Annotated in this window: 18 protein-coding genes; 4 read left to right on the top strand and 14 right to left on the bottom strand. The window is 57.8% G+C overall.

The window, feature by feature from the left end:
* Entirely contained in the window at positions 1-1,902 is a 1,902-nt protein-coding gene (gene ftsH / locus FPT12_RS08500; protein WP_054594064.1) for an ATP-dependent zinc metalloprotease FtsH, read from the bottom strand.
* Positions 1,903-2,104: 202 nt separating this feature from the next.
* Positions 2,105-2,734: a 23S rRNA (uridine(2552)-2'-O)-methyltransferase RlmE gene (gene rlmE / locus FPT12_RS08495; RefSeq protein WP_020299918.1), complete on the bottom strand. Its 630-nt coding sequence runs from the start codon at positions 2,732-2,734 to the stop codon at positions 2,105-2,107.
* A 105-nt stretch (positions 2,735-2,839) separates the two neighbouring features.
* Here rlmE and FPT12_RS08490 point away from each other — a divergent pair, with 105 nt between their 5' ends.
* The gene (locus FPT12_RS08490) at positions 2,840-3,148 is read left to right on the top strand and encodes a YhbY family RNA-binding protein (protein ID WP_019691785.1); all 309 of its coding nucleotides are present in this window, start codon (positions 2,840-2,842) and stop codon (positions 3,146-3,148) included.
* Between the two features lie 9 nt (positions 3,149-3,157).
* On the opposite strand, the gene FPT12_RS08485 is transcribed toward FPT12_RS08490, so the two are convergent.
* From FPT12_RS08485 to grpE, 8 genes are all read right to left on the bottom strand, one after another.
* Complete coding sequence (locus tag FPT12_RS08485; RefSeq protein ID WP_145015696.1) at positions 3,158-3,562, bottom strand: MFS transporter; 405 nt, start codon at positions 3,560-3,562, stop codon at positions 3,158-3,160.
* Between the two features lie 28 nt (positions 3,563-3,590).
* Complete coding sequence (gene greA / locus FPT12_RS08480; protein WP_071555727.1) at positions 3,591-4,067, bottom strand: transcription elongation factor GreA; 477 nt, start codon at positions 4,065-4,067, stop codon at positions 3,591-3,593.
* 2 nt (positions 4,068-4,069) lie between these two features.
* Entirely contained in the window at positions 4,070-7,291 is a 3,222-nt protein-coding gene (gene carB, locus FPT12_RS08475; RefSeq protein WP_145015694.1) for a carbamoyl-phosphate synthase large subunit, read from the bottom strand.
* A 139-nt stretch (positions 7,292-7,430) separates the two neighbouring features.
* Positions 7,431-8,567, bottom strand: coding sequence for a glutamine-hydrolyzing carbamoyl-phosphate synthase small subunit (gene carA, locus FPT12_RS08470; protein ID WP_145015692.1), 1,137 nt, complete (start codon positions 8,565-8,567; stop codon positions 7,431-7,433).
* Between the two features lie 259 nt (positions 8,568-8,826).
* Complete coding sequence (dapB, locus tag FPT12_RS08465; protein ID WP_145015690.1) at positions 8,827-9,633, bottom strand: 4-hydroxy-tetrahydrodipicolinate reductase; 807 nt, start codon at positions 9,631-9,633, stop codon at positions 8,827-8,829.
* A 10-nt stretch (positions 9,634-9,643) separates the two neighbouring features.
* On the bottom strand, positions 9,644-10,768 hold the full coding sequence (gene dnaJ / locus FPT12_RS08460) for a molecular chaperone DnaJ (protein ID WP_145015687.1): 1,125 nt from the start codon (positions 10,766-10,768) through the stop codon (positions 9,644-9,646).
* Between the two features lie 297 nt (positions 10,769-11,065).
* Positions 11,066-12,982 (bottom strand): molecular chaperone DnaK, encoded by a 1,917-nt coding sequence (gene dnaK / locus FPT12_RS08455; protein WP_145015686.1) that lies wholly within the window; start codon positions 12,980-12,982, stop codon positions 11,066-11,068.
* 102 nt (positions 12,983-13,084) lie between these two features.
* A complete protein-coding gene (gene grpE, locus FPT12_RS08450) occupies positions 13,085-13,651 on the bottom strand; it encodes a nucleotide exchange factor GrpE (protein WP_145015684.1) in 567 nt (188 codons plus the stop codon).
* A 248-nt stretch (positions 13,652-13,899) separates the two neighbouring features.
* Here grpE and recN point away from each other — a divergent pair, with 248 nt between their 5' ends.
* Positions 13,900-15,573, top strand: coding sequence for a DNA repair protein RecN (gene recN, locus FPT12_RS08445; RefSeq protein WP_145015682.1), 1,674 nt, complete (start codon positions 13,900-13,902; stop codon positions 15,571-15,573).
* Between the two features lie 75 nt (positions 15,574-15,648).
* Here the strand turns inward: recN and fur are convergent, their stop codons facing one another.
* Complete coding sequence (gene fur, locus FPT12_RS08440; protein ID WP_019691775.1) at positions 15,649-16,053, bottom strand: ferric iron uptake transcriptional regulator; 405 nt, start codon at positions 16,051-16,053, stop codon at positions 15,649-15,651.
* 97 nt (positions 16,054-16,150) lie between these two features.
* Here fur and FPT12_RS08435 point away from each other — a divergent pair, with 97 nt between their 5' ends.
* Positions 16,151-16,678 carry an outer membrane protein assembly factor BamE gene (locus FPT12_RS08435; RefSeq protein ID WP_054594074.1) on the top strand — a complete coding sequence of 176 codons (528 nt, stop codon included), beginning with the start codon at positions 16,151-16,153 and terminating at the stop codon, positions 16,676-16,678.
* A gap of 60 nt (positions 16,679-16,738) precedes the next feature.
* On the opposite strand, the gene FPT12_RS08430 is transcribed toward FPT12_RS08435, so the two are convergent.
* Genes FPT12_RS08430 through FPT12_RS08420 form a run of 3 tightly spaced genes read right to left on the bottom strand, consistent with a single transcriptional unit; the run spans position 16,739 to position 18,894 of the window.
* Positions 16,739-17,056: an RnfH family protein gene (locus FPT12_RS08430; protein ID WP_145015681.1), complete on the bottom strand. Its 318-nt coding sequence runs from the start codon at positions 17,054-17,056 to the stop codon at positions 16,739-16,741.
* A complete protein-coding gene (locus FPT12_RS08425) occupies positions 17,049-17,483 on the bottom strand; it encodes a type II toxin-antitoxin system RatA family toxin (RefSeq protein WP_145015679.1) in 435 nt (144 codons plus the stop codon). The genes FPT12_RS08430 and FPT12_RS08425 overlap by 8 nt, the downstream gene beginning before the upstream one ends.
* Before the next feature lie 7 nt (positions 17,484-17,490).
* Entirely contained in the window at positions 17,491-18,894 is a 1,404-nt protein-coding gene (locus tag FPT12_RS08420) for a sodium-dependent transporter (RefSeq protein ID WP_103318585.1), read from the bottom strand.
* A gap of 118 nt (positions 18,895-19,012) precedes the next feature.
* On the opposite strand from FPT12_RS08420, the gene smpB reads away from it, so the two are divergent.
* Positions 19,013-19,495, top strand: a complete 483-nt coding sequence (gene smpB, locus FPT12_RS08415; RefSeq protein ID WP_019691770.1) for an SsrA-binding protein SmpB — start codon at positions 19,013-19,015, stop codon at positions 19,493-19,495.
* The last annotated feature ends 124 nt before the right edge of the window (positions 19,496-19,619 follow it).

Here is a 19,619-nt window from a genome sequence, read left to right as displayed (position 1 = left end):
TTAGACGTCGGCGGCCGGGCCACCGATGGGAGTTTCCGGACGCTCTTCCTGTACGACAGGAGGAGTACCGGTACCACCCGACCAGTCACGAGGCTCACGCGGCGTGCGACCAGCCATGATGTCATCGATCTGTTCGGCATCAATGGTTTCGTACTTCATCAGCGCATCGGCCATGGCATCGAGCTTGTCGCGGTTATCCGTCAAGATCTGCTTGGCCGTGCCGTAGCACTGGTCAATGATGCTGCGCACTTCCGAGTCGATCAGCTTGGCAGTCTCGCCCGAGAAGCTGGCATGTTGACCACCGCCGCCGCGACCGAGGAACACTTCACCCTCTTCTTCGGCATACATCAAAGGACCGAGTTTTTCCGACAGGCCCCACTTGGTGACCATGTTTCGGGCAATCTGGCTGGCACGCATGATGTCATTCGATGCACCCGTGGTCACGCCATCGAAGCCCAAGGTCATCTCTTCAGCAATACGGCCGCCGTACAGCGAGCAGATCTGACTGATCAACGCACGCTTGGACAGGCTGTAGCGATCCTCTTCCGGCAGGAACATCGTCACACCCAACGCTCGGCCGCGCGGGATGATCGAGACCTTGTAGACCGGATCATGCTCGGGAACCACACGACCAACGATCGCGTGCCCCGCTTCGTGATAGGCAGTGTTCTGCTTTTCTTTTTCGGACATGACCATGGACTTGCGCTCAGCACCCATCATGATCTTGTCTTTCGCCAGCTCGAACTCTTTCATCTCGACAACGCGCTTGCCGGTACGGGCAGCGAACAGCGAAGCCTCGTTCACCAGGTTGGCCAGGTCGGCACCAGAGAAACCAGGCGTACCACGCGCGATAACCGCCGGAGCAACGTCATCACCCATCGGCACTTTGCGCATGTGGACTTTCAGGATTTGCTCACGACCACGAATATCCGGCAGCCCTACGACAACCTGACGGTCGAAACGGCCCGGACGCAGCAGCGCAGGATCAAGTACGTCAGGACGGTTGGTTGCGGCGATGACGATGATGCCGTCATTCATTTCGAAACCGTCCATCTCTACCAGCAACTGGTTGAGAGTCTGCTCACGCTCATCGTGACCACCACCCATGCCAGCACCACGGTGACGACCGACAGCGTCGATTTCATCGATGAAGATGATGCATGGAGCGTGTTTTTTAGCCTGCTCGAACATGTCGCGAACACGGCTGGCACCCACACCGACGAACATTTCGACGAAGTCGGAACCGGAGATGGTGAAAAACGGAACTTTGGCTTCACCGGCAATGGCTTTGGCCAGCAGGGTTTTACCGGTACCCGGAGGCCCCACCATCAGCACACCGCGAGGAATACGACCACCCAGGCGCTGGAACTTGCCGGGATCACGCAGGAACTCGACCAGTTCGCCCACTTCTTCCTTGGCTTCGTCGCAACCGGCAACGTCAGCCAGGGTGGTTTTCACCTGATCTTCGGAGAGCAGGCGCGCCTTGCTCTTGCCGAAGCTCATCGGCCCGCCCTTTCCACCAGCACCGCCCTGCATCTGCCGCATGAAGAACATGAAGACGGCGATTATCACCAGGATAGGGAAGCTTGCGACCAGGAGCTGAGTCCAGATACTTTGCTGCTCAGGCTGCTTGCCTTCAACGACTACGTGGTTATCCACCAGGTCGCCGATCAGACCGTTGTCCTGAATGGCCGGACGAATGGTCTTGAAGCTGTCGCCATCATTGCGCTTGCCAGTAATGACATAGCCGTCCACGGCTACGCGCTCGACCTTGCCATCCTTGACCTGCTGGATGAAGTCGGAATAGTTGAGGGTCTGTGGCTCGTTAGGGCTGGAGAAGTTGTTCATCACCGTCACGAGGACAGCCGCGATGATCAACCACAGGATCAGATTCTTTGCCATATCGTTCAATTAACTACCCTCTGAAGCAAGCTCCGCTACTGGCGCGCGCTTCGCATGATATTCACCGGCCTAACTTACTACATTACCTACAGCTCTGGCAGGCGCCGTCTGTAACCCTTTGTGAAACACTTACTACACAATATTCGCTAATGCTCACGGGGCGAAATACGAAAAACCTATCGACCCGCAAAAAAACCTCGATTTACTCACTACGGCCGCGGTAGCCCCAAGCCAGCATGTATTGCTCGCGGGAACTGCCACGGGAAGAGTCCGGCTTGATCATCTGGACCTTGTCGAATTTCTGACGAGCGTCCTTCACGTAAGCATCAAACCCTTCGCCCTGAAACACCTTGATCACGAAATTACCACCCGGTTTGAGTATCCGAGCCGCCAGATCAAGAGCCAGCTCACATAGAAACATGGCTTTCGGCATGTCCACCTCAGGCGTACCACTCATATTGGGGGCCATATCGGAAATCACAAGGTCCACCTGCGAATTACCAACGGCTTCAAGGATCTGAGCGAGCACGTCGTCCCGGGTGAAGTCACCCTGGATGAAAGTCACGTCCGGAATGCTGTCCATTTCCAGGATGTCCGAGGCGATCAGACGCCCCTGACCACCGATCAGCCGACTAGTGACCTGCGACCAGCCGCCGGGCGCCGCTCCCAGGTCGACAACACTCATACCTGGACGGATCAGTTTGTATTTCTCCTGGACCTCCAGAAGCTTGTAACTCGCACGCGAGCGGTAACCATCTTTCTGCGCCTGCTTCACATAGGGATCATTGACATGTCTTTGCAGCCACTTAAGGCTTGTCTTGGAACGGGCCACGGGCCACCTCAAAAAATAAACGAGTCGCGATTAACTGGGCGGTCCCGGACTTGCTCGGGTAAACTGGCCGCCGCTTTTTACAAGATCAGACGCAGGGGTCAGATTATGCCGCTCACTCAAGAGCAGAAGAAACAGTACAAGTCCATTGGCCACCATCTGAAACCAGTTTTGACTGTGGCTGATAACGGTTTGACTGAAGGTGTTTTAGCCGAACTGGAACGCGCATTGGGCGATCACGAGCTGATCAAGATCAAGCTCAGCATCCTCGATCGCGAATCGCGCCTGGCAGCCATTGCAGAACTGTGCAAGGCCGGCAAAGCGGATCTGGTGCAAGTCATCGGCAAGATGGCGCTGATTTACCGCAAGAACTTCAGCGTCAACAAGCAGCTGTCGAACGTCCATCGCTTCAAGTGATAATACGGGTCAAGGGTGTGCTTCGCGCACCCTGCCACCCCATCCCGGAACTGGCTGCAAAACCAGCAGCAACCCGGAAAAACCCAGCACAAGATAGCTGAACAACAACCATTGCTGCGCCTGCGGCCAGTCGATTCGCACGACGAAGTACATCGCACTCGCGTAGAGCGCCATCAACAGCAGTTGCCCGCGAATATCGCGCCATAGACTGACAAGGCCCTTGGCCTGAACCAGCACCAAAACCTGAAAAACCACGCACGCCGCTGAAAACCCGACCAGCAGCGCACTCAGCATGCTTGAAATTTCTTCGATCAACAGCGGCGCCAGGCCAATACGGCCCAGCACCGGCAGCAGACCAATGTGCAACAACCACAGGCCGCCAACCCACAACATCTGAGTCAGCTGCCAAAGCATGGCGCCCGCACGCAGCAGGCGCCGGCCCTCAGATATGGCGGACTTCGACAATCTCGTACTCGATAACGCCGCTAGGCGTTTTGACCGCCACCACATCACCCTCTTCCTTGGCAATCAAGGCGCGAGCAAGTGGCGAACTGACGGAGATCTTGCCGAGTTTGAAGTCAGCCTCATCCTCGCCCACGATGTGGTAAGTGACACTTTCATCCGTTTCGACGTTGGCGATTTCAACGGTGGTACCGAAAATCACTTTGCCGGTGTGAGGAATGCTCGTGACATCAATGATCACCGCATTCTGCATGCGGCCTTCGATGTCACGGATCCGCGCCTCGACCATACCCTGCTGCTCGCGAGCAGCGTGGTATTCGGCGTTTTCCTTCAAGTCACCCAACTCGCGGGCCGTACCGATGTCCTGGCTGAGCTTCGGACGGACGACCTTGGTCAGGTGAGCGTGTTCTTCTTCCAGGGCCTTCGCGCCCTGAACGGTCATTGGGTACTTGGTTATGCTCATGCCTTCAATCCTGCGTGTAGATCCTGCAAGCGGCGCACAGTCTTCTCGGGACCGAACTTCAGCGCTTCACAGATAGCTTCGCCAGCAGCAATGGTGGTGGTGCAGTAGATCTTGTGCTGCAAGGCATTACGACGAATGGAGTACGAATCAGCGATCGACTGACGACCTTCGGTGGTGTTGATGATCAGCGTGACTTCGTCATTCTTGATCATGTCGACCACGTGTGGACGACCTTCGGTCACCTTGTTCACACGGCGCACTTTCAGGCCTGCAGCTTCGATCAGCTTGGCAGTACCGGCAGTGGCGACCACTTCGAAGCCCAAGTTGATCAGATCACGGGCTACGCCTGCAACCAGTGGCTTATCATCATCACGCACGCTGATGAAGGCAGTACCGCCGGTCGGCAGCACTTCGCTGGCACCCATCTGAGCTTTGGCAAAGGCTTCGCCGAAGGTGTCGCCCACGCCCATCACTTCACCGGTGGACTTCATCTCCGGGCCAAGGATCGGGTCAACGCCAGGGAATTTGGCGAATGGGAACACCGCCTCTTTCACGCTGTAGAAGTTAGGAATGATTTCCTTGGTGAAACCGATTTCCTTCAGGGTTTTACCGGCCATCACGCGAGCCGCGATCATTGCCAGGGAAACACCGATGCACTTGGACACGAACGGTACGGTACGGGAAGCGCGCGGGTTGACTTCGATGACGTAGATGTCTTCGCCTTGCAGCGCCAACTGAACGTTCATCAGGCCGACCACGCCCAGCTCCAGGGCCATTTTCTTGACCTGCTCACGCATCTCGTCCTGGATGTGCGCAGGCAGCGAGTATGGCGGCAGCGAGCACGCGGAGTCACCGGAGTGAACGCCTGCCTGTTCGATGTGCTGCATGATCGCGCCGATCACCACGTCGGTACCGTCGCACACCGCATCCACGTCCATTTCGATGGCGCAGTTGAGGAAGTGGTCCAGCAGCACCGGGCTGTCGTTGGACACCTGAACCGCTTCACGCAGGTAACGCTTGAGTTCTTCTTCTTCGTAGACGATTTCCATCGCCCGGCCGCCCAACACGTAGGACGGACGCACTACCAGCGGGTAGCCGATCTTGCTGGCAGCACGAATCGCTTCGTCTTCGCTGCGCACGGTGGCGTTCGGCGGCTGACGCAGGTTCAGACGCTCAACCATTTGCTGGAAGCGCTCACGGTCTTCAGCGCGGTCGATGGCATCAGGGCTGGTGCCGATGATCGGTACGCCAGCAGCTTCCAGAGCACGCGCCAGTTTCAGCGGGGTCTGGCCGCCGTACTGAACGATCACGCCTTTTGGCTTCTCGACGCGGACGATTTCCAGCACGTCTTCCAGGGTCACTGGCTCGAAGTACAGACGATCGGAGGTGTCGTAGTCGGTGGAAACGGTTTCTGGGTTGCAGTTGACCATGATGGTCTCGTACCCGTCTTCGCGCAGCGCGAGTGCCGCGTGTACGCAGCAGTAGTCGAACTCGATGCCCTGACCGATACGGTTTGGACCACCGCCCAGGATCATGATCTTGTCACGACCCGACGGCGCGGCTTCGCACTCTTCCTCGTAAGTCGAGTAGAGGTAAGCGGTGTCGGTGGCGAACTCGGCCGCGCAGGTGTCGACGCGCTTGTAGACCGGGAACACTTCCAGCTTGTGACGGTGGGTCCGCAGGTTCTTCTCGGTAACACCCAGCAGTTTGGCCAGACGCTGATCGGAGAAGCCTTTGCGCTTGAGACGGAACATCAGGTCACGGTCGATTTTCGACAGGCCCAAGGTCTTGACCTTTTCTTCTTCCTTGATCAGGTCTTCGATCTGCACCAGGAACCAAGGATCGATCATGTTCATGCCGAAGATGTCTTCGACCGACAGGCCGGCACGGAAGGCGTCAGCCACGTACCAGATACGCTCGGCGCCCGGCACGGTCAGTTCGCGCTTGAGCACGCTCATGCTTTCCGGATTGCTCAGGTCGAGCTTCTCGTCCAGACCGCAAACGCCTACTTCCAGACCGCGCAGGGCTTTCTGCAGGGATTCCTGGAAGGTCCGACCGATGGCCATGACTTCACCGACCGACTTCATTTGAGTGGTCAGGCGGGCGTCGGCTTTCGGGAATTTTTCGAAGGCGAAGCGTGGCAGCTTGGTCACGACGTAGTCGATTGACGGCTCGAAGGACGCAGGAGTAGCGCCGCCGGTGATTTCGTTCTGCAACTCATCCAGGGTGTAGCCGATCGCCAGCTTGGCAGCGATACGCGCAATCGGGAAACCAGTGGCTTTCGAGGCCAGTGCCGAAGAGCGGGATACACGCGGGTTCATTTCGATCACGACCATACGGCCAGTGTCCGGGCAGATGCCAAACTGAACGTTGGAGCCGCCGGTTTCAACGCCGATCTCACGCAGTACCGCCAACGAGGCGTTACGCATGATCTGGTATTCCTTGTCCGTCAGGGTTTGTGCCGGAGCAACGGTGATCGAGTCACCGGTGTGCACGCCCATTGGGTCGAAGTTTTCGATCGAGCAAACGATGATGCAGTTGTCCTTCTTATCGCGGACAACCTCCATTTCGTACTCTTTCCAGCCGATCAGCGATTCGTCGATCAGCAGCTCTTTGGTCGGCGACAGGTCCAGACCACGAGCGCAGATTTCTTCGAACTCTTCACGGTTGTAAGCGATACCACCACCGGTGCCGCCCATGGTGAAGGACGGACGGATGATGCACGGGAAGCCGAGCTTCTCGAGAACCGCATTGGCCTCTTCCATGCTGTGGGCGATACCGGAACGCGGGCAATCCAGACCGATGGATTTCATCGCCTTGTCGAAGCGTGAACGGTCTTCAGCCTTGTCGATGGTGTCAGCATTGGCGCCGATCATTTCTACGCCGAACTTCTCCAGAACGCCTTCGCGCTCCAGGTCCAGGGCGCAGTTCAGAGCGGTCTGGCCACCCATGGTCGGCAGCAGCGCGTCCGGACGCTCTTTCTCGATGATCTTGGCAACGGTCTGCCACTTGATCGGTTCGATGTAGGTGGCGTCGGCCATGGCCGGGTCGGTCATGATGGTGGCCGGGTTGGAGTTCACCAGGATGACGCGGTAACCCTCTTCGCGCAGGGCTTTGCAAGCCTGGGCGCCGGAGTAGTCGAATTCGCAAGCCTGGCCGATCACGATCGGGCCAGCGCCGAGAATCAGGATGCTTTTAATGTCTGTACGTTTTGGCATGGGTAGTCACTCAAATCCGCAGGTCCGACGGCAATCCCCGAGGAGAAGCCGTCTTGATCAATCTCTGAAGCCCTTCAGGGACCGCCGGGTTACCGGGGCCACCCTCAGGGACTTCTCGCTACATGCTCAAGCCCGGCGATTAACGTCGCTTGGCCATCTCGTTGATGAAGCGATCGAACAGCGGCGCCACATCGTTCGGACCAGGGCTGGCTTCAGGGTGACCCTGGAAGCTGAACGCGCTCTTGTCGGTACGCTCGATGCCTTGCAGGGTGCCGTCGAACAGCGATTTGTGGATCGCCCGAACGTTGCCTGGCAGAGTCGCTTCGTCTACCGCAAAACCGTGGTTCTGGCTGGTGATCATGACGACACCGGTGTCCAGATCCTGAACCGGGTGGTTGGCACCGTGGTGGCCGTGGCCCATTTTCAGGGTCTTGGCGCCAGAGGCCAGGGCCAGCAGTTGGTGGCCGAGGCAGATGCCGAACACCGGAATCTCGGTTTCCAGCACATCTTTAATGGCCTGGATCGCGTAGTCGCATGGCTCAGGGTCACCCGGGCCGTTGGACAGGAACACACCGTCCGGCTTCAGAGCCAGGACGTCAGCAGCCGGCGTTTGAGCTGGCACCACGGTCACGCGGCAACCGCGCTCGACCAGCATGCGCAGGATGTTGACCTTGATGCCGTAGTCGTAGGCAACCACGTGGTACGGCAGATCGGAAGCGTCGAGGGTCGCGTGGCTGTCGGTTTTAAGATCCCAGACAGTCGAGCGCCATTCGTACTGCTTTTTGGTGCTGACGACTTTCGCCAGATCCATGCCCTTCAGTCCCGGGAAGCCGCGCGCCGCTGCAATCGCAGCTTCGTCGGAAATGTTGTCGCCAGCCATGATGCAGCCGTTCTGCGCGCCTTTTTCACGCAGGATGCGTGTCAGGCGGCGGGTGTCGATACCGGCGATTGCCACAACGTTGTTGGCTTTCAGGTAGTCGGACAGGGACATCGTGTTACGCCAGTTGCTCGCAACCAGTGGCAGGTCACGAATCACCAGACCTGCAGACCAGACGCGGTCAGACTCGGCGTCTTGCGGCGTGGTGCCGGTATTGCCGATGTGCGGGTAAGTCAGGGTAACGATCTGTTGGGCGTAGGAAGGATCGGTAAGGATTTCCTGATAGCCGGTCATGGCGGTGTTGAACACCACCTCACCAACGGTTTGACCGTCGGTTCCAATGGCTTCGCCGCGAAAAATGCTGCCATCAGCAAGGGCGAGTATGGCTGGCTTAGTCAAGAAGACCTCCCGTAAATAAAAGCCTGAAAGGGCGATCGCAGGTTGTAAAAAAGCGGAGTGACGTATGGACACGTCACCCCGCTTCTTCACTGAATTATTCTGCGCGCTTTTAGTGGACACACTAAAGCTGTAGCTTACAGAAAAAGGCTTTTTTGGTCTACCGCCAATGAGCCTAAAAGGCCGGGGAATGCGACAGGACGTCGCTTGGCGGGATAAATCGGGCTCAAACGCTGTGTTTGAACCCGATTTCGGGGGCATCTTAACGCAGGTCGAGCACGTCTTGCATGTCGTAAAGACCCGGCTCACGACCATCCAGCCACAACGCGGCACGCACCGCGCCCTTGGCGAAGGTCATGCGACTGGACGCTTTATGGGTAATTTCCAGTCGCTCGCCCTCGCAGGCGAACAGCACCGTATGATCGCCGACCACATCACCGCCGCGAACCGTGGCGAAACCAATGGTTTCGCGCTCGCGCACACCGGTGTGGCCTTCGCGCCCATAGACCGCAACCTTCTGCAGATCACGATCCAGTGCGCTGGCGATCACCTCGCCCATGCGCAACGCCGTACCTGAAGGCGCATCGATCTTGTTTCGATGATGGGCTTCAATGATTTCGATATCAGCATCATCACCCAACACCCGAGCCGCCATATCGAGCAACTTCAGCGACAGGTTCACGCCAACACTGAAATTGGCCGCGAAGACAATTGGAATGTCCTTCCCTGCCTCGGCCAGCAACTGCTTTTGCGCGGCATCCAGCCCCGTAGTGCCGATGACCATGGCCTTGCCCACCTTGCGGCAGAACGCCAGGTTCTTAAGCATGACCTCCGGGAGCGTGAAGTCGATCAACACATCGAACTCAGCCGCCACCATTTCCAGGTTACCGGACAGCGGTACACCGATCCGCCCCAGCGAGGCCAGCTCACCGGCATCCACGCCGATCAGCGTGCTGCCAGGGCGCACGATTGCCGCCGTCAGCCCGGTGAGCGGTGCGCGCTGCTGCACCGCTTCGATCAGGATCTTGCCCATGCGCCCGGCAGCGCCCATCACAGCTATACGTCGCATGCCCGACTCCTTACAGATCGCCGAAGAAGCGCTTCACGCCTTCGAACCAACCGGTGGTTTTCGGCGAATGGCTGTTGTCGTCCGCCAGGGAACTGCGGAACTCTTCCAGCAATTCGCGCTGACGACGCCCCAGATTGACTGGGGTCTCGACCACCACACTGCACATCAGGTCGCCCGCGCCACCGCCACGAACCGGTGCCACGCCCTTGCCACGCACCCGGAACTGCTTGCCGGTCTGCGTGCCTTCAGGAATCTTCAGCCTGACCCGACCATCAAGGGTCGGAATCTCCAGCTCGCCGCCCAGCGCTGCATCGACGAAGCTGATCGGCACTTCGCAAAACAGATGCTTGCCGTCACGTTGGAAGATCGTGTGCTCGCGCACGTTGATCACCACGTACAGGTCGCCAGTCGGCCCACCTTGAGTCCCCGCCTCGCCTTCGCCAGACAGACGAATGCGGTCGCCGGTATCAACGCCAGCCGGCACTTTCACCGACAGGGTCTTGTACTCTTCGACGCGACCTTCGCCATTGCAGGAGTTGCACGGATCGGAAATGATCTTGCCCTGGCCATGGCAACGCGGGCAGGTTTGCTGCACCGAGAAGAAGCCTTGCTGCATGCGTACCTGACCGATACCACCGCAGGTCGGGCAGGTGACCGGCGCAGAGCCTTTCTTGGCTCCCGAACCGTCGCACGGCTTGCAGTTGACCAGTGTCGGAACACGGATATTCACGGTTGTGCCGCGCACCGCTTCTTCCAGGTTCAGCTCCAGGGTGTAGCGCAGATCGCTACCGCGCTGAGCACCGCCACGGGAACCGCCGCGACCACCACCGAAGAAGTCACTGAACACATCACCGAAGATATCGGAGAAGTTCTGACCACCAAAACCAGCACCGCCGCCACCCATGCTTGGGTCGACACCGGCATGACCGTACTGATCGTACGCCGCGCGCTTGCTGGAATCGGACAGTACTTCGTAGGCCTCGTTGGCCTCCTTGAATTTTTCTTCCGACGCTTTGTCGTCAGGATTACGGTCCGGGTGGTGCTTCATTGCCAAGCGACGGTAGGCCTTTTTCAGGTCCGTTTCGCTCGTGCCACGCTCAACACCCAACACTTCGTAATAGTCACGCTTTGCCATAAGTCTTTGCACTCTTAAGGACGTTCGGCAAACCCCTCCTGAGCTTCGCCAAACTCGTTGAGCCCCAATACAGGCCCGGACCCAACTCACGTCAATTCAACGATCCTGGTCTTTGATTCGATGCGATACCTGTGGATCGGAAAGCAGGAGCATCCCCGTCCGCACCGCCAGCATCCGAACGCTGTCGCATGCTGTAAAAATTCGTCTACTCCAGACACGCCAACGCGGGAGCAAGCTCCCGCGCGGCGACATCCTACCAGTCACCGCACAAAGGCAGTCAACCGGCCGACCAACAACTTACTTGTGTTCTTTGACTTCTTCGAACTCAGCGTCGACAACGTCGTCAGCCTTTTCAGCTTTTTCAGCGTGCGGTGCCGCACCTTCAGCTGGCTGGGCCTGTTCGGCGTACATCTTCTGCGCCACTGGAGCGGAGACTTTCGACAGCTCTTCAACCTTGGCTTCGATAGCAGCCTTGTCGTCGCCTTTAACAGCGGCTTCCAGGGCAACCACGGCGGCTTCGATTGCGGTCTTCTCTTCAGCAGTCACTTTGTCGCCAGCGTCAGCGACCATTTTGCGCGTCGAGTGAACCAGCGCGTCGCCCTGGTTACGGGCGGTGGCCAGCTCTTCGAACTTGCGGTCTTCGTCAGCGTTGGTTTCAGCATCGCGAATCATCTGCTGAATTTCTTCCTCGGACAGACCGGAGTTGGCCTTGATCACGATCGACTGAGTCTTGCCGGTGGCCTTGTCTTTGGCGCCTACGTGCAGGATGCCGTTGGCGTCGATGTCGAAGGTCACTTCAATTTGTGGCACGCCGCGTGGTGCTGGTGGAATCTCGGCCAGGTCGAACTTGCCCAGGGACTTGTTCTGGGCAGCTTGCTTGCGCTCGCCTTGCAGCACGTGAATGGTCACTGCGCCCTGGTTGTCATCGGCAGTCGAGAACACTTGCGATTTCTTGGTAGGAATCGTGGTGTTTTTCTCGATCAGCGCAGTCATCACGCCGCCCATGGTTTCGATACCCAGAGTCAGCGGGCTGACGTCGAGCAGCAGAACGTCTTTCACGTCACCGGCCAATACTGCGCCCTGGATAGCAGCACCCATGGCAACCGCTTCGTCCGGGTTAACGTCTTTACGGGCTTCTTTACCGAAGAACTCGGTCACCAGCTTCTGAACCAATGGCATACGGGTCTGACCGCCGACCAGGATCACGTCGTTGATCGCGCCAACGTCGATACCCGAGTCTTTCAGGGCAATGCGGCAAGGCTCGATGGTGCGCTGAACCAGGTCTTCAACCAGCGCTTCCAGCTTGGCGCGGGAGATTTTCACGTTCAAGTGCTTAGGACCGGTCGCATCTGCAGTGATGTACGGCAGGTTAACGTCAGTCTGCAGGCTCGAAGACAGCTCGATCTTGGCTTTCTCAGCGGCTTCTTTCAGGCGCTGCATGGCCAGCGGGTCACCTTTGAGGTTCATGCCGCTTTCTTTCTTGAATTCGTCAACGAGGTAGTCGATCAGACGAATGTCGAAGTCTTCACCGCCGAGGAAGGTGTCACCGTTGGTGGCCAACACTTCGAACTGGTGCTCACCATCGACTTCGGCGATTTCGATTACGGAGACGTCGAAAGTACCGCCACCCAGGTCATAAACGATCACGGTGTGATCGCCCTTGGCCTTGTCCATACCGTAGGCCAGAGCGGCTGCGGTTGGTTCGTTGATGATACGTTTTACGTCCAGGCCAGCAATACGGCCGGCGTCTTTGGTCGCCTGACGCTGACTGTCGTTGAAGTAGGCCGGAACAGTGATGACCGCTTCAGTCACGGTCTCGCCGAGGTAGTCTTCGGCGGTTTTCTTCATCTTCTTCAGGATTTCAGCCGATATCTGTGGCGGCGACATTTTTTGGCCGTTCACTTCAACCCAAGCGTCGCCATTGTCAGCCTTGGCGATTTTGTAAGGGACCATCTTGATGTCTTTCTGTACGACTTCTTCGTCGAACTTACGACCGATCAGACGCTTCACCGCATACAGAGTGTTGTGCGGATTGGTCACAGCCTGACGCTTGGCCGACTGACCCACCAGGATCTCGCCATCGTTGGCATAAGCGATGATCGACGGCGTAGTACGCGCGCCTTCAGCGTTTTCGATAACTTTGGCTACGCCGTTTTCCAGCACGGAGACGCAGGAGTTGGTAGTCCCCAGGTCGATACCGATAATTTTGCCCATGTTCACTCTCCCGAAACTTTGGATTTGGTTGCCGCAGCAGTGGTGGCTAACTGCGGTAGCACTTAAACGCTTGACAACTAAATGGGGGCCTTACGGCGGATTTCAAGCCTGTTCGTCAATCGAAGGCGAAACCGGCGCTGGCGCCTTGCTGACCACGACCATGGCCGGGCGCAGCAGACGACCATTGAGCATGTAGCCCTTCTGGAACACCTTCAGCACGCTGTTGGGTTCGACCTCGGCACTTTCCTGCATGGCCATCGCCTGGTGATGCGCCGCATTGAACGGTTCGCCTTCAGGATCAATCGCTTCCAGCTGATAACGCTTCAGGGTGTCCTGGAACATTTTCAGGGTCAGCTGGATGCCTTCACGCATAGGGCGAATGCTTTCGTCGTCCGGGTTGGACAGCTCAAGACCACGCTCCAGGCTGTCGACGATCGGCAGCAGGTCGTTGGCGAACTTCTCTAACGCGAATTTGTGAGCTTTTTCTACATCCTGCTCAGCACGACGGCGGACGTTCTGCAGATCGGCAGCAACACGCAAAGACTGATCCTGCGCGCCAGCCAGTTGCTCTTCGAGCACTTGTACACGAGCCGCCAGGTCTTCACCCGATGCTTCGGGAGCCTGATTGGCGTCTGGATTTTGCGTATCCAGCGTCTGTTCGTCAGCCATAGATTTCTCCTTTCAAAATCGTGCGCGAACTCGACTCGCGCTTCTGCCCCGGTATATGGGGTCGCAAATTCCAGGTTCAAGGGCTGCCGAAGCGCTGAACACCATTACCCTTACAAAACGACTGATTTAATATCCCAGCGGTTTTAAAAAAATCCATTTCCCAAGCAAATCGAGCTAAACATGGGCATTGTCAGCCAGAAACAAAACACTGTATAAATAACCAGACTTAAAGCTTGGGAGCGGCCTCTATGCTGGTGCACCTGTCCGTACATAACTACGCCATCGTTGAACATCTCGATCTGGAACTCGATCGCGGGATGAGCGTGATCACAGGGGAAACCGGTGCCGGCAAGTCGATCATGCTCGACGCCCTGGGCCTGACCCTTGGCGATCGCGCCGACAGCGGCGTGGTTCGCCCAGGCGCCGAGAAGGCCGACATCCTGGCCACGTTCGACCTGGCCGATATCCCGGAAGCCAGTACCTGGCTGGCCGAGCGCGACCTCGATACCGACGGCCCGTGCATCCTGCGCAGGGTGATTACCGCCGAAGGTCGCTCGCGCGGCTACATCAATGGCAGCCCCTGCCCGCTGGGCGACCTTAAAGCCCTTGGCGAACTGTTGATCGATATCCACAGCCAGCATGAACACCAATCGTTGCTGAAAACCGACACGCACCGTCGACTGCTCGACGAATACGCCGGCGCCACGGACCTCGCCCGCCAGGTGCAACTGGCCGCCCAGCGCTGGCGCCAGACCCGCCAGGAGCTGGAGCGCCTCTCCAACTCCGGCGACGAGCAGCGTGCTCGCCACCAATTGCTCAGCTACCAACTCGAAGAGCTGGAAAACCTCGGCCTCGGCGAGAGCGAGCTGGAGCAGCTGGAGCAGGAACACAAAAACCTGACCAACGCCGAAACCTTGCTGGGGATTTGCCGACAAGTGGTCGAGCAGTGCAGCGAAAGCGATTCCGGCAATGTACTGAACGCCCTGACAGCCAGCCTCAATCGCCTGTCGAGCGTGAACAACTCGGTCGGCGCCCTGGGCGAAGCAACCAATCTGCTGACCAGCGCGCAGATTCAGGTGGAAGAAGCTGTCGGCGAACTGAACCGTTTTCTCGACCATTTCGATGCCGATCCGGCACGCCTCCAGCAACTCGAAGAACGCCTGGATTCGATCTACACCCTGGCACGCAAACACCGGATTCAGCCCACCGAAGTCGCGGAGCTTCAGCAACGACTGCTGGACGAAATCGAAACACTGAATGCCAACGACGAGTCCATCGAACGACTGAGCGAAGAGCTGGGTGCATTCGCCCGGCACTACCAGGAAAAAGCCCGGGAGCTGAGCGATTTGCGTCATCAGGCTTCGACCAGCCTGGCCAATGCCGTCGAACAGGAAATTCAACGCCTGGGTATGCCGGGCGGCCGCTTCACCATTGAACTACGCCCCAACACCAGCAATGAACTGCTGCCCAACGGCCTTGAACAGGTAGAACTACTGGTCAGCGCCAACCCCGGGCAACCGCTCAAGGCACTGGCCAAAGTCGCATCGGGGGGCGAGTTGTCGCGAATCAGCCTGGCCATCCAGGTGATCACTGCACAAACCTCGCGAGTACCAACACTGGTGTTCGACGAAGTCGACGTCGGCATTGGTGGCCCGACGGCGGAAATTGTCGGCCAGCTCTTGCGCCGACTCGGGGAGCGCGGACAGGTGCTGACCGTCACTCACTTGCCGCAAGTAGCCTCCCAGGGCCATCAGCATCTATTCGTCCACAAGGTGCGCGGTGAAGATGCCACGCACACCGCCGTGTCCAAGCTGAGTAAAAATGAACGAATTGAAGAAGTGGCGCGAATGCTGGGAGGGATCGACCTGACCAAGGAGTCCCTGGCCCACGCAAAGAAAATGGTCGTGACGGCAAAAATTTAAAGTCTCCAGACAGCACGAAGGCGACCCTTGGGTCGCCTTCGTTCGTATCGCGGAACAGAAATCCGCGCGACATGCTTACTTTTTCTTGCGTACGTACAGCACCAGGTTGTGATCCACCAACTCGAAGCCGTGCTTCTCGACAATCGCCTTCTGAAGCTTTTCGATTTCTTCCTCGAAGAACTCGATCACTTCACCGTTCTCCACGTTAACCATATGGTCGTGGTGACCGCCGTCAGCCAGCTCGAAGACCGCGTGGCCGCCATCGAAATTGTGACGGACCACCAGACCAGCCGCTTCGAATTGGGTCAGTACACGGTAAACCGTGGCCAGACCGACATCCTCGCCAGCTTCCATCAGCGCCTTGTAAACATCTTCAGCACTCATGTGACGTTGCTCGGCGGAATCGAGCATTTGCAGAATTTTGACCCGTGGCAGGGTCACTTTGAGGCCGGCTTTGCGTAGTTCGCTATTTTCAACCATGGTCAGCTTTCTCGCGATGCTGCTTCGCAGCTACTCTTAATGCGGGTATGATCGGCGTTTACGTTGTCCCAGCCAAGATAGTGGAAGTCGCCCACCGATGCAAAACACCAAGCTCTTGCTAACCAGTTTCACCTTTGTGGGACTGCTCGCACTCGCCGGTTGTTCATTCCCCGGGGTTTACAAAATCGACATCCAGCAGGGCAATGTCGTCACGCAGGACATGATAGACCAGTTACGCCCGGGAATGACCCGCCGGCAAGTACGGTTTATCATGGGCAACCCTCTGCTGACCGACACGTTCCATGCCGATCGCTGGGATTACTTGTATAGCCTGCAGCCAGGCGGCGGTGAACGCCAACAGGAACGCATCAGCGTTATCTTCAACCCTAACGACCAGCTTGTCAGCCTGTCGGGCGATTTCATGCCTGGCGTGAGCCGTGACGAAGCGATTCTCGGCAAGAACAGCGGCACCACTGTAACCGCCCCTGCCGAAAACGCCGAGAAGCCGAAGCCAGAGAAACCGGTAAAACCGGGTTCGCTGCTGGACCAGATCCAGAAAGACGTCGACAAGGTCGAAACCGTACCGGTCCCGACGCCAACACCGTTGGACACATCGCCGCAATAAATTGCGACACAACAAAAAGCCCGGCATGCCGGGCTTTTTGTTGCCTGTCATTTGGGAAATCTACTGATCCCGGGCCTTGGCTTGCGCCGCAGCCTTGGCCGCACGTAACCGACGTACCTCTTTTGGATCCGCCAGCAACGCTCGATAAATCTCGATGCGGTCACCCGCCTGAACCTGGGGGTTCTCGGGATCGGCAATCACCTTGCCGAAAATCCCTACCGGACACGTTGCCAGATCCAACTCGGGGAATTGCTCGGCGATGCCTGATTCAGCCAATGCCGCTCGCAGAGTAGTGCCCATGGGCACCGCTACCTTGAGCAACATCTGGCGATCGACGGCGGCATACACCACCTCGACGTCTATCACCGACTCAACCATGCAACTGCTTGGCGCGCTGACAGAACGCGTCCACCAGCGTGTTAGCCGCCTGATTGAACAACGGTCCCAGGGTCGCCCGAACAATCGGCCCGGCATAATCGAACGACAGGTCCAGGCTGATCTTGCAGGCTTTCTCGCCCAACGGCTTGAACACCCAGACACCATGCAACTGATTGAATGGGCCCTCTTCGAGATTCATCTCGATCGACTGCCCAGGCACCAGCGTGTTGCGCGTCACGAAATGCTGGCTTAACCCGCCCTTGGCCACACCTACGCTTGCACGCATGTGCACGGCAGAGCTTTCCAGCACTTCAGCCTCGGAGCACCAAGGCAAAAACTCCGGATAGCGCGCCACGTCATTGACCAGGTCATACAGCGCTTGTGCCGGATACGGCAACAGGGCCGAACGTTGAATATGTGTCGTCATGTCAGCGTCACTTCCACAGCTGGGCGGCAAACACTACAAGAATGCCGATTGGCGCCACATAGCGCATCAAGAACAATGTCAGAGCAAACAATGCCGGGCTGCGCATCGACAGTTCGTCGCGCACCGCTTCACGGCCCATCACCCAACCTGCAAACACCACAAAGCACAAACCACCGAGCGGCAACATGATCCGCGAGGTGAAGAAATCGATCACGCCAAAGAAATCCAGACCATTTTGCGCTCCCCACTGGTAGAGGTGAAACGCACCGCCATCATTGACGAAAAACTTGGCCTGCTTCCAGATATTGAAGGAAAACACCGTTCCCAAACCAACAAACCAGCAACTGAATGCCAGCCAGAACGTCACCCAGCCACGACGAATGTTGGTCCGTTCAACCAGGTAGGCCACCATCGGCTCCAGCAAGGAAATCGCCGAACTCCAGGCCGCAATGGCCACCAGCACGAAAAACACCACCCCCATCAACTGGCCGAATGCGACGTTACCAAAGGCAAATGGCAGGCTGACAAACATCAATCCTGGCCCTTCGCTTGGGTTCAAACCGGCAGCAAACACAATTGGAAACAACGCCAGGCCGGCCAACAACGAAACAAAGGTATCCAGTAACGCAACGCCGACGATGGTCCCGGAAATCGACGAATGCTTAGGCATATAAGCACCGTAGATCATGATCGAGCCCACACCGACGCTCAGGGAAAAAAACGCATGCCCCATGGCTGGCAGCAAGCCGTCCAGCAACTTGTCCGGGTTGAAGTCGAACATGAAATGCACGCCTTCCATGAAGTGCCCGGTGGTCAGGCTGTAGCCCAACAGAATCACCAGCATCACGAACAGCAACGGCATCATGATCCGCAGGCTGCGCTCAAGCCCCGCGACGACGCCTTTGGCGATAACGAACGCCGACAGCAACATGAAGAGGGTGTGCCACAGCGTCAGACGCCAAGGGTCGGCGATCACCCCGCCAAAATAGGCGCCGACCTGATCGGCCGTCACGCCCTGGAAGTCACCACGCCCCATGTCGATGATGTAATCCAGCGACCAACCGCCCACCACACTATAGAAAGACAGAATCAGCAGTGCCGTGATCATCCCGGCAAACGCGCCCCAGGACCATTTCGCCGAGTGCCCGGCTTCAAGCGCCAGCACCTTCAAGGCATTTGCCGGACTTTGCCGGGCACGACGACCGATCAGGGTTTCGGCCAGCATCACCGGCACGCCGATCAGCGCAATACACGCCAGAAACACCAACACAAACGCGCCGCCGCCATAGACGCCGACCATGTAGGGAAACTTCCAGATACTACCCAGCCCCACGGCTGAACCGGTCGCAGCGAGTATGAAAACCCAACGGCTAGCCCAACTACCGTGGACTGAAACCTTGTCTGACGACATCCTGAACACGCCCAACCGATCAAAAAAGAGGGCGCATTGTCCGGGATTCACTCAATGCGCTCAAGCACACAGGTTCACCGTAGCCGACTCGCGCGCAACTCCCTATAATGCCGCCCCTATGGCTAAACAGAAGAAACACCCCGAAGGGACCATCGCGCAGAATAAAAAGGCGCGACACGATTACTTCATCGAACATCGATTCGAGGCTGGCATGGTCCTGGCCGGCTGGGAAGTAAAGAGTCTGCGTGCAGGCAAGGCACAACTGGTCGACAGTTATGTGCTGCTCAAGGATGGCGAGGCGTGGCTGCTCGGCAGTCATATCACTCCGCTGACCACCGCCAGCACCCACGTCATCGCCGACCCGACGCGCACGCGCAAGCTGCTGCTCAACCAGCGCGAGCTGGAGAAGCTGTTTGCCGCCGTGCAACAGAAGGGTTACGCCTGCGTCTGCCTGTCGTTGTACTGGAGCAAGCACTTGATCAAGTGCGAGATCGCTCTGGGCAAGGGCAAGAAGGAGTACGACAAGCGTGATACCGAACGCGAACGCGATGCCGGTCGCGAGTTGCAGCGTGCGGTGCGGAACAAGGGCAAGGAAGATTAATTTTCCAGCCTGAACGCGACCACTGTCGCCGATCGTTCCCACGCTCCGCGTGGGAATGCATCCCGTGACGCTCTGCGTCACATCCGGAGCGGACGCAAAGCGTCCATGGCGGCATTCCCACGCA

The sequence above is a fragment of the Pseudomonas sp. H3(2019) genome (assembly GCF_007713465.1).
GTDB lineage: Bacteria > Pseudomonadota > Gammaproteobacteria > Pseudomonadales > Pseudomonadaceae > Aquipseudomonas.
The sequence above is the reverse complement of the archived record's forward strand: the minus strand, read 5'-3'. Positions and strand labels throughout refer to the sequence as shown.

What these genes read in the sequence shown, in the direction of transcription:
- dapB (WP_145015690.1), bottom strand. Translation starts at nt 9,633, where the DNA reads ATGCGACGTATAGCTGTGATGGGCGCTGCCGGGCGCATGGGCAAGATC.
- carB (WP_145015694.1), bottom strand. Translation starts at nt 7,291, where the DNA reads ATGCCAAAACGTACAGACATTAAAAGCATCCTGATTCTCGGCGCTGGC.
- FPT12_RS08420 (WP_103318585.1), bottom strand. Translation starts at nt 18,894, where the DNA reads ATGTCGTCAGACAAGGTTTCAGTCCACGGTAGTTGGGCTAGCCGTTGG.
- recN (WP_145015682.1), top strand. Translation starts at nt 13,900, where the DNA reads ATGCTGGTGCACCTGTCCGTACATAACTACGCCATCGTTGAACATCTC.
- smpB (WP_019691770.1), top strand. Translation starts at nt 19,013, where the DNA reads ATGGCTAAACAGAAGAAACACCCCGAAGGGACCATCGCGCAGAATAAA.
- dnaJ (WP_145015687.1), bottom strand. Translation starts at nt 10,768, where the DNA reads ATGGCAAAGCGTGACTATTACGAAGTGTTGGGTGTTGAGCGTGGCACG.
- grpE (WP_145015684.1), bottom strand. Translation starts at nt 13,651, where the DNA reads ATGGCTGACGAACAGACGCTGGATACGCAAAATCCAGACGCCAATCAG.
- FPT12_RS08490 (WP_019691785.1), top strand. Translation starts at nt 2,840, where the DNA reads ATGCCGCTCACTCAAGAGCAGAAGAAACAGTACAAGTCCATTGGCCAC.
- FPT12_RS08485 (WP_145015696.1), bottom strand. Translation starts at nt 3,562, where the DNA reads ATGCTTTGGCAGCTGACTCAGATGTTGTGGGTTGGCGGCCTGTGGTTG.
- fur (WP_019691775.1), bottom strand. Translation starts at nt 16,053, where the DNA reads ATGGTTGAAAATAGCGAACTACGCAAAGCCGGCCTCAAAGTGACCCTG.
- FPT12_RS08430 (WP_145015681.1), bottom strand. Translation starts at nt 17,056, where the DNA reads ATGGTTGAGTCGGTGATAGACGTCGAGGTGGTGTATGCCGCCGTCGAT.
- FPT12_RS08435 (WP_054594074.1), top strand. Translation starts at nt 16,151, where the DNA reads ATGCAAAACACCAAGCTCTTGCTAACCAGTTTCACCTTTGTGGGACTG.
- FPT12_RS08425 (WP_145015679.1), bottom strand. Translation starts at nt 17,483, where the DNA reads ATGACGACACATATTCAACGTTCGGCCCTGTTGCCGTATCCGGCACAA.
- dnaK (WP_145015686.1), bottom strand. Translation starts at nt 12,982, where the DNA reads ATGGGCAAAATTATCGGTATCGACCTGGGGACTACCAACTCCTGCGTC.
- ftsH (WP_054594064.1), bottom strand. Translation starts at nt 1,902, where the DNA reads ATGGCAAAGAATCTGATCCTGTGGTTGATCATCGCGGCTGTCCTCGTG.